This is a genomic window from Microcoleus sp. B4-D4 (assembly GCF_036705185.1).
Taxonomy (GTDB): Bacteria; Cyanobacteriota; Cyanobacteriia; order Cyanobacteriales; family Microcoleaceae; genus Microcoleus.
Genome location: NZ_JAUBTX010000088.1, coordinates 1 through 10589 on the forward strand (window position 1 = coordinate 1; position 10589 = coordinate 10589).

The following is a 10589-nucleotide window of genomic DNA, read 5'->3' on the forward strand; positions in this document are numbered from 1 at the left end:
GCCGGATGCGGGGAAACCAGCACGTCCGGATCTAACTGAGAGGTGCGGAGGATAATACCTCCCATCGACTCAAACCGGTCTTGGCGTAAACGATATGGTCGTTGCTAACACGGAGAAGGAGCTAGCGCAAGACACAGCAGTGCAGTATCTTAACTATGCGACACCTGATGCGACCGTCGTTTTGTTGCGCGCCTTTTACGAGGGAAAAGGGCTTTCAAAATCCAGTCAAGCTTTATTGCTGCAATTGATGACAGACACAACTACAGGTTCAAAGCGCATTAAAGGGCTGTTGCCTGATGGGACGGTTGTGGCCCACAAAACGGGTACTTCGTCTACTTTAAATGGAGTGACGGCTGCAACCAATGATGTTGGACTCGTGACGCTCCCGAACGGACGGCATATGGCGATCTCCGTTTTTGTTTCAGATTCTAGAGCAAACGATGCGGTACGCGAAGAAGTCATCGCAAAAGTGGCTGTGGCAGCATGGGACGAATGGAGCAAATAGTTGCTGAAGGCGAAGGTGTTAAGGGTCGATATCAATGGGGGGCCGTAATGCACCCATGCGGTACTCGATGATTATCGGATTTTCAAAGCGAACTTGATTGATGGTTCCATGCTGTCTTTTCATCGATCCAGAACTGGCTCATGTAGGTCTGACCGAAACCAGAACACAGCAATAAAGGTATTGTAAAACTTCATTGAGTTTATAAGCAATTATAAACAATAATGGTATCATATCGCTATGAGTGTTGAACAAGGAATACGCACAACTCAAAGAACGGAAGTCTCAAATGCAACTAACAGAGCGACACATCATCAAATCCACGGAAGACCGTTTCGCTCAAATTGACGAACTAGCTTTTAAATCCAAAAATCTCTACAATGCCGCCAATTACGTCATTCGTCAGAGCTTTATTTATGGATGGGGCTATATCGGCTACAACGAAATGAATGGCTTGATGAAGTCTCACGAAGCTTATAAGGCAATGCCTGCTAAAGTTAGTCAGCAAATTTTGATAATCTTAGACAAGAATTGGAAATCGTTTTTTGAAGCCGTTAAAGCTTACAAAGCTGACCCTTCAAAATTCACGAGTCGCCCAAAATGGCCGAAGTACAAAGATAAAACTAAAGGGCGAAACATTCTTGTCTACACGATTCAAGCAATTAGCAGCAAACAGTTGAAGAAAGGAATCATTAAACTTTCTGGCACTGAACTTTCAATTAAAACCCGGCTCAATCCCAACCAGATTTGTCAAGTTAGACTGGTTCCGAAATGTGATTCCTATGTAATTGAGGTAATTTACGATGAACCGGAGTCCACCATCAGCAATGCCAACTCTGTAGCTAGTATTGATTTAGGGCTGGACAATTTAGTAGCGCTAACTTCAAATCAACCGGGATTTATCCCTTTGTTGATTAACGGGCGACCATTAAAATCGATTAACCAGTTCTACAACAAACGTAAATCCCGATTACAATCCCAGTTAAAAGGGAATCGTCAAACCTCATCCAGAATTCAGCGATTAACTCGCTGTCGCAACCAGAAGGTTGATAATTACTTGCATCATGCTAGTCGTGTGGTTGTTGACCATTTGGTAGTGAACCAAATTGGGACGCTGGTCATCGGCAAAAATGCACAGTGGAAAACTGATATCAATCTAGGTAAACAAACCAACCAAAATTTTGTCAGCATTCCTCACTCTCGATTAGTTGAGATGTTAGAATACAAAGCTCGGCTGGTAGGAATCACGGTAATTGTACACGAGGAATCCTACACATCCAGAGCAAATTTTGTGGGACTAGACCCAATTCCTGTTTATGGAAAAACAGAAAAAGAACCTGTATTCACTGGAAAACGGATCTCACGAGGATTGTACAAAACATCGACTGGTCGGTTAATTAATTCTGATGTGAATGCTTCGTACAACATTCTCAGAAAAGCAATCCCAAATGCGTTCAGCACTCTTGATAGGGAGCTGCGTAGTTCGAGCCTTGCGCGGGTTAATCCGCTCAAAGTAAAACAGAAAGGGGAGGGCTGACGCCTCCCATGTCGTTGCAATAAATGACTATAGTTTTACCAGCTATGAATCCAGTTGGATTTCGGAGTTGGTGATAAAACCGTATCGACTAGAATCGCTATCGGCCAGGTGTTGAGAAGGTTGAAAAGCACTGATGCTCCGATCAAAAGCAAGAGCCTGACGATGAGCCATAAGTCTTGGCGGAAGTAGGAAATAGAGCGCAGGACGATTCGCACCAACCAATGTTGGTTAATTAACGGCAGCACCATTTTTGGTGAATTCCTCTGGCCCTTCAAACGTGCTTTGAATGGAAAAGTCATGATGTGCTGGATGCCTCTAAGTAAGACAATGCACCAATTAGGAAGTTTCACCCCAGTCAGAGAAGCCAGAAATTAACTTTTGGTTTTCACCCCTGTTGTCAAGCAGGGCAGATGGAATGTGAGATTATTCGACTGGTGCAAGATTGAAGTATAGTTTCGTTGTTTAAGGGTCGCTAAATAGAAAGCGAGAGCGCTTTGCTTCCTGGTGTGATGCGTCAGGGTTGCTTTCCCGAAAGCGGTCGCAAAGTTGAAATAGTCTCAACTTTTCGAGCGGAATTTTCCTCTAGCGGTCGATCGCATCCAAGCCAAAACCCCATCAGTCGGGCCATAAGGCTAATGCCTTATCAGCGATAAATTAACGATCGCATTTGGCACAAATGTGGTTCTGTTTTCATTTTTGAGGGCCGTTTTTACGGAGATGGGTTAATTTGCACTCGTTTTCATTGCATGGTGATTTCACCTATTCATACTATAATTATGCAACGAAGCGATCAGACTCCTAATATAAATATTTATTTGTACTTTTTTAAAGAAATGTAAAAAATAATATTGTTTAATTAATATTTAAATTTTGCTTAAAGTGCAGGCTAGTCTTTATATTAGAGGATATATCTACTTACAAATTGAGAATTGCTAAAAAAAATGTGTATTAATTATTAAAAGAGGCTGCAAAGATGATTAACTTAGCCGGCTACGAAATTACCAACCAAATCCATGAAAGTAACAATTCTTTAGTTTACCGAGGACTGAGAAAACAAGACAAGCAACGAGTCATTCTCAAATTTCTCAAGCAAGATTATCCGATGCCAGCTTCGTTAGTCAGATACAAGCAGGAATACGAAATTACACGCAATCTTAACCTAGAAAGTGTGCCTAAAACCTACAGCTTAGAAAGATATCAAAACAGTTTAGTTATTATTTTCGAGGATAGTGGTGGAAAATCATTAAAGCTGTGGTTGGCTTCTCAACAACTTACCTTAGAAGAGTTTTTGGCAACCGCTATTAAAATAACCAGAGCTTTAGGCCACCTTCATCAACATAACATTATTCATAAAGATATCAACCCCAGCAATATTATTATTAACTCGACAACAGGGATAGTCCAAATCATAGATTTTGGCATTTCTACTGTTTTAAATCGTGAGAATCCTACCCTAAAAAATCCTAATGTTTTAGAAGGCACTCTGAGCTATATATCGCCGGAACAAACAGGCAGAATGAACCGAGCGATCGACTACCGCACCGATTTTTACTCATTAGGAGTCACTTTTTACGAACTGCTAACGGGGCAACTGCCATGGGATTACAACGATGCAATGGAATTAGTGCACTGTCATATTGCTAAACAAGCAGTACCGCCCCATGAAATCAAGGCAGAAATAGAAATTCCTAAAGCGGTGTCTGATATTGTAGTGAAACTCTTAGAAAAAACGGCTGAAAAAAGATACCAAAGTGCTTGGGGAATCATCGCAGATTTAGAAGAATGCCTAGAACAACTACAGGCTAAAGGAACGATTGTAGATTTTGCGATCGCCCAAAAAGATATTACCGATAAGTTTCAAATTCCGCAAAAGCTCTATGGGAGAGAACAAGAAGTAGAAACCTTGCTAGCTGGGTTTGAGCGCGTCAGCAATGGCGAGACAGAAATCATGTTAGTATCGGGTTACTCTGGCATTGGCAAATCAGCCTTAGTGCAAGAAGTTTATAAACCTATTACTAAGGCAAGGGGTTATTTTATTGCGGGTAAGTTCGACCAATTTCAACGCAATATTCCTTACGCGGCTATCATCAATGCTTTTCGATCCTTAGTGAAGCAAATACTAACTGAAAGAGAAGGACAATTAGTTCAATGGAAAGAAAAACTTTTAGCCGTTTTGGGTAAAAACGGACAAGTCATTATTGATGTCGTTCCCGAAGTGGAACTCATTATTGGTAAGCAGCCAGCCGTACCAGAATTAGCAGCAGCCGAGTCACAAAATCGTTTTAATTCAATATTTCCAAAATTTATCGGCGTGTTTTGCTCATCTGACCATCCTTTAGTCATCTTTTTAGACGATTTACAATGGGCTGATTCTGCCACGCTGAAGTTGCTAGAAGTAATGATGACAGATGCACAAACGCGCTATTTGTTCTTAATTGGGGCATATCGAAATAACGAAGTCGCTCCCGGACATCCGTTGATGATAACTCTGGATTTACTACAGTCCAAAGATTCTGTTATTAACAATATTACATTAGTTCCCTTAGCTATTGAACATATTTGCAACTTAATTTGTGATACGTTACACTCTCACCTAATTGCAGTAGAACAATTAGCTCAATTAGTAATCAGAAAAACTTCTGGCAACCCCTTTTTTGTTAATCAATTTCTCCAAACTCTCTATCAGGAAGGCTTACTTATATTTATTCCTCCGTCTCAAGGCAGTAAACCCCAATGGCAATGGGACATTGCTTTAATTGAGGCAATAGGTATTACTGATAATGTTGTGGAGTTAATGGTTAGGAAGTTAAGAAAACTTCCTACCTCTACACAGCAGGTTTTACAGTTAGCTGCTTGTGTAGGCAACACATTTGATTTGCACACCCTTTTTATTATCCATGAAACATCAGTAGCAGTCGCTTATCAAAACCTTTTACCAGCAATTCAGGAAGGTTTAGTGTTACCTATTTCTGAGTGGGAAATTACACCAGAAGAAATAATAAATGCTCCCCTAATTATTCTTAGTTTTAAATTTTTGCACGATCGAGTGCAACAAGCAGCTTATGCCACTATCCCAGAAGAGCATAAAAAAGAAGTTCACCTCAAAATCGGTCAACTGCTTTTAAAGAATACTCCTGAAGAAGAACTGGAAGAAAAGATTTTCGCTCTGGTCAATCATCTTAATACTGGTGTGGAATTGATTGATGATTTAGAAGAGAAAGTGAAATTAGCAAAATTGAATTTAATAGCAGGCAAAAAAGGCAAAGCTTCCACAGCTTATAAAACAGCAGCTACCTATTTTGCTTTAGGAATAAAAATACTAGGGATTCAGGCTTGGGAAAATGATTATGAATTAACATTTACTCTCTATAGGGATCGAAGTGAGTGCGAGTATTTAGCTGGCAATCTTGAGGAAGCAGAAGAACTTTTCAAGATCGCCTTAAGTAACAGCAAATCGGCCATAGACAAAGCAGAAATTTATTCTCTTTATACCTTTTTTTGTTCAACTTTATCACGGAAAGATGAAGCCCTAAAGTTCACGCTTGCTGGCTTAGAATGTTTGGGTATGGATTTGCCTCGTACAGAAAAAGAATTACCAAAGGCAGTAGAAGTAGAATTACAACAGGTATCGTTAAATCTCTCCCAAAGAAAAGTTACTGATTTAATCCATGCTCCTGAGCTTAGAGACTTGACTAAAAGAGCGAGCATTAAATTATTAATTGATTTGTGGGCGGTAGCTTATTATGTTGGACATCAAAATTGGCTAGATTTATCTATATTAAAGATAGTTAATATGTCCTTAAAGTATGGAAACACAGATTTATCAGCCTTCGGTTATGTTACTTATGGAATGTTGTTATCATCTCGAAATGAATATAAATCAGCTTATGAATTTGGTAAGCTAGCTTTAAAGCTCAATGAGAAATTTAACAACAAGAGCCTTAGTTGTAAAGTCCCTAATCTTTTTGCTCTGAGAATTAATCCTTATAATAATCATTTAAAAACCAACTTAGATATTTTTAGGACAGCTTATAAAGGTGGGCTAGAGTGTGGCGATTTAGTTTACATAGTTTGGACGATTATGTTTAGTATATGGACGAGATTCATTATAGGTCAGCCTCTAAAAGAGGTCTATGAAGAATCTTGTAAATATATAGCTGTTATGAAGCAAACAAATGACTTAAGTATGCTGTATGGATTTATGTCTTTACAGCAAACTATTTTAAATATACAAGGATTGACTAAAGACAAATACAGCTTCGATGATGAAATATATAGTGAATCGTTGTGCTTGCAACACTGGGAAAATACGAAGTTTTATCATGTTAAGACTTGGTATATAACTTTCAAGGCTCAAGTTTTATTCATTTATGATAATTATACTGAATCTCTCAAGCTGGCTCAAGAAAATGAAAAAACCATTAATAATTTCGCTTTTTTTAATATCACTCAACACTATTTTTATTATTCATTAAGTGTGGCTGGTGTCTATTCAAAGGCTACTATTGATGAAAAAGAAAACTACTGGCAAATTTTACATAATATTTTAGAAAAAACAAAAATTTGGGCTGATAACTGCCCAGATAATTATCTACATCAGTATTTACTGATAGCGGCCGAAATAGCGCGGATTTCTGGTAAGGATTTAGAAGCAATGGATTTATATGACAAAGCGATCGCTTCGGCTAGAAAAAACGAATATATCCAGAACGAAGCTTTAGGAAATGAACTAGCGGCTAAATTCTGGTTGGCTAAAGGAAAAGAAGATTTTGCTCAACTTTATATGCAAAAAGCTCACTATGGCTACCAACTCTGGGGCGCTCTAGCTAAAGTTGAGGATTTAGAAAAGAAATATCCCCAATTCCTAGCTAGAACATCAGCCAATACAACAACTCAAACAAAAGTTAACCGAACAACGAATGCGCCTACTACCACTAGCACTAATTTGGGAGAGACGCTAGATTTAGCCACAGTAATGAAAGCTTCTCAAGCGATTTCAGGTGAAATAGTTTTGAGTAAGTTGCTGGAAAGGTTGATGAAGATTGCGATCGAAAATGCAGGCGCCCAAAAAGGCTTTTTAATTTTAGAAAAAGCGGGAAACTGGGCGATTGAGGCTGAAGGTTCCGTTAAGGGGGATGAAGTTAGCGTGCTGCGATCGCTTCCTCTCAATGCAGAAGCTGCTTCTGGAGAAATGCCCAAACTAGCAATTGCCATCGCCCACTACGTCATTCGCACCCAGGAAAACGTGCTTTTAAATAACGCCACCCAAGAGGGACAATTTACCCGCGATCCTTATATTGCAGCCACTCAACCGAAATCCATTCTCTGCACTCCTCTGCTGCACCAGGGCAAGCTGACAGGCATTCTTTACCTGGAAAACAACCTGACAGAAGGAGCCTTTACTACAGATAGGCTGGAGCTGTTAAAATTGTTATCTGCCCAAATAGCGATTTCCATTGAAAATGCCCAACTCTACAATAACTTGCAGGAGTTCAATCAAAACTTAGAGCAATTAGTGAGCGATCGCACCCACGAATTATCCAACACGCTGGATGTTTTAAAAGCGGCTCAAAGTAAGCTAGTCGAATCTGAAAAAATGGCATCGCTGGGAGGATTAGTTGCAGGTGTCGCCCACGAAATTAATACTCCCATCGGCGTTGGTGTCACCGTTGCGTCAGCTTTGGCAGAACATACCACAGAATTTGCTTCTACTTATAAGAGTGGCAAAATGAAGCGCTCCGAGCTAGAAGAATTTTTGGATATAGCCACCCAGAGCAGTAACGCCCTTCTAATTAATCTAAATCAGGCTGCGGCATTGATTCAGAGCTTTAAAGAAGTGGCAGTCGATCGCTCTAGCGAAGAACGACGAACTTTCATAGTAAGAGATTATCTCGATGAAATTTTAATCCAATTAAAACCAAAATTGAGAAATAGCAAACATTCGATCGAAATTAAGGGAGACACCAAAATGGCCCTAGATTCTTATCCAGGGGCTTTATCTCAAGTTGTCACAAATTTACTGATGAACTCTCTGATTCATGCTTACGAACCGGGCGCTACCGGAAAGCTGGCTTTTGATTGGCAGCAAGAGGGCGATCGACTTAGATTTGAATATTCCGATGATGGTAAAGGCATTCCCCCAGAAAATTTAAGTAAAATTTTTGAGCCATTCTTTACTACCAAACGCGGCCAGGGTGGTAGCGGCTTGGGATTGCATATTGTCTACAATTTAGTTACCCAAAAACTTTTGGGTGAAATAGAATGTAAAAGTGAGGTCGGAGTGGGAACCAAATTTATTATTAAGCTACCTGTCCAAATCGATTCACAACCGTAGTTTCCTAAATCAAAACATCAGTAACAAAAAAAGGTGAGCAGCAATGGACAAGAGTATTTACAGCTTTTCAAGTAAAAAATCATCTGAAGAAGTGTTATTTGCTGAAGATTTTAACTCAGATGAGGGATTATTTTTTGCGGATGAAGTATCAGAAGATACCCCGACTGAAAGCTGGAAAATTTTGATTGTAGATGATGAAGCTCAAGTTCATATAGCCACCAATATTGCCCTAAGAAAGTTTGTTTTTGAAAATAAATCCTTAAAGTTTATTAGTGCTTATTCCGCTAAGGAAGCTAAACAGTTAATTCAAGAACATCCTGATGTGGCTATCATCCTGCTTGATGTAATCATGGAAACGGATGATGCTGGCTTAGAGTTTGTTAAATATGTCCGCGAAGTGTTAGGCAATCAGTTAGTGCGAATTATTTTACGCACGGGCCAACCCGGACAAGTACCAGAAAAAAGCATTATTATCAATTATGATATTAATGACTATAAAACTAAAACTGAACTAACGACATCAAAGTTATACACTACCGTACTAACAGCTTTGAGAAGTTTTTGTTTAGGTCACAAATTGCAGTCTGAAATAGAGCGGCGCGAACAAGTAGAGAAAGCACTTCGGAGCAGTGAAGAAAAAGAACACCAAAAAGCTCTTGCCTTAGAGCATTCTTTCAAAGAACTGCAAGAAATGCAACTCCAGCTAGTTCAAAGTGAAAAAATGTCTAGTCTTGGTCAATTAGTCGCAGGTGTAGCTCATGAAATTAACAATCCGGTTAACTTTATTTACGGCAATGTCTCCTATGCTAAAGATTATATTAAAGAACTCATCTATCTGTTGAATCTCTACCAACAGCATTACCCACAACCAAAAGCAGAAATTCTCAAGGCAATAGAAGATGGAGAGTTGTCATTTATCATGGACGATTTGCCAAAGTTGCTTTCTTCCTTGCAGTTAGGCATCGACCGCATTCGCATGATTGTGCAGTCTCTACGCAATTTTTCACGATTGGATGAAACTGAAATCAAATCAGTAGATATCCACGAAGGGATTGATAGCAGTTTGATGATCTTACAGCACCGACTAAAAGCTAGGTCAGATCGCCCTGCTATTAATGTGATTAAAGAGTATGATGTGTTGCCACTTTTGACCTGTTATGCAGGTCAGCTTAATCAGGTATTTATGAACCTTTTAGCGAATGCTATAGATGCTTTGGAAGAGCGGGTAAGTAAAGAAAAAGGTACAGTTTTTCGGCCCCAGATATTAATTCGGACTGAAGTTTTACCGGGAACTTCACAGGACAACATTAGCCTTGATTCAGGCATTCGGGTAACAATTGCTGATAATGGCGCTGGCATGACTGAGAAAGTTCGTTCTAAACTTTTTACTCCCTTTTTTACTACGAAGCCAATCGGAAAAGGGACAGGCATGGGATTGTCAATCAGCAAAAAAATTCTGCTAGAAAAACACTGCGGTCAATTGCAGTGTATTTCTACGCCTGAGCAGGGAACGCAGTTTATTATTGAGATGCCAGCTATCTGTATAGCAACCAATTTCACCGTAGCTATGCCTTAGAAAACTCATCTGGCGGAATTCATCATATAGCGGTTTTCAGTTGCATGAAAGCAGGGTAATTGTTAATGGGCTAAAGCCGCACTACGCGCAAAATAGGACACGACGTAAAGTTTTGTAAATACAAGACAAAATGACTTGAAGTAGCAAAGCCTGAAATATTTAGTAGTAAAAGATTTAGGTTTATTGCTAAATTCCCAAATTTAGCCAGATCCGAACCACGAAAGTGCAAGGGTTTTGAGCCTCTATAATCCTATAACTTGCACACTACCGAGCTTCAAAAACTTGAACCCCTTATTTGGTAGGCTTTCTACTTTTTTTCAGAAAGCTCTACTTACTAATTCGATGACGATCGCAACCACTGTTTCTGGGTCAATAGGTTTGGCAAGGTGACGTTGAAACCCACATTCCGCACCCTAGGGTGTCACACAGTATAATTACTCAGGATAATCGATTTTTCAAGTGATAAATTTGCATTTCAAAAAACTTTTATCCCGTGAATATACTGTACAAAAGTATAATTTATAGCTTCATTGCTCGATAAAAATAAGTAAAAACCGATTGTGATAAGCTGCTACGCAGCTAAACCGGATAAAATAGCATTGCCTTTATTTTTGATTTTTCGATCCCATTTAATAACCAT

Annotated in this window: 4 protein-coding genes and 1 pseudogene; 4 read left to right on the forward strand and 1 reads right to left on the reverse strand. The window is 39.4% G+C overall.

Annotation, left to right across the window (positions count from 1 at the left end; translation table 11 throughout):
* Window positions 1–85 precede the first annotated feature (85 nt).
* A pseudogene (locus QUB13_RS29900) lies at window positions 86–505 on the forward strand (serine hydrolase); the annotation flags it as partial.
* Between the two features lie 286 nt (window positions 506–791).
* A complete protein-coding gene (locus tag QUB13_RS29905) occupies window positions 792–2039 on the forward strand; it encodes an RNA-guided endonuclease InsQ/TnpB family protein (RefSeq protein WP_442922218.1) in 1248 nt (415 codons plus the stop codon).
* Between the two features lie 35 nt (window positions 2040–2074).
* On the opposite strand, the gene QUB13_RS29910 is transcribed toward QUB13_RS29905, so the two are convergent.
* Window positions 2075–2338 (reverse strand): hypothetical protein, encoded by a 264-nt coding sequence (locus tag QUB13_RS29910; RefSeq protein WP_333388601.1) that lies wholly within the window; start codon window positions 2336–2338, stop codon window positions 2075–2077.
* 674 nt (window positions 2339–3012) lie between these two features.
* Between QUB13_RS29910 and QUB13_RS29915 the strand changes: the two genes are divergently transcribed.
* Both QUB13_RS29915 and QUB13_RS29920 read left to right on the forward strand, forming a co-directional pair.
* Entirely contained in the window at window positions 3013–8373 is a 5361-nt protein-coding gene (locus tag QUB13_RS29915) for a trifunctional serine/threonine-protein kinase/ATP-binding protein/sensor histidine kinase (RefSeq protein ID WP_333388595.1), read from the forward strand.
* Between the two features lie 43 nt (window positions 8374–8416).
* Window positions 8417–9949, forward strand: coding sequence for an ATP-binding protein (locus QUB13_RS29920; protein ID WP_333388598.1), 1533 nt, complete (start codon window positions 8417–8419; stop codon window positions 9947–9949).
* Window positions 9950–10589 lie beyond the last annotated feature (640 nt).

Coding starts and splice junctions, on each gene's coding strand:
- QUB13_RS29905 (WP_442922218.1), top strand. CDS start 792: ATGCAACTAACAGAGCGACACATCATCAAATCCACGGAAGACCGTTTC.
- QUB13_RS29910 (WP_333388601.1), bottom strand. CDS start 2,338: ATGACTTTTCCATTCAAAGCACGTTTGAAGGGCCAGAGGAATTCACCA.
- QUB13_RS29915 (WP_333388595.1), top strand. CDS start 3,013: ATGATTAACTTAGCCGGCTACGAAATTACCAACCAAATCCATGAAAGT.
- QUB13_RS29920 (WP_333388598.1), top strand. CDS start 8,417: ATGGACAAGAGTATTTACAGCTTTTCAAGTAAAAAATCATCTGAAGAA.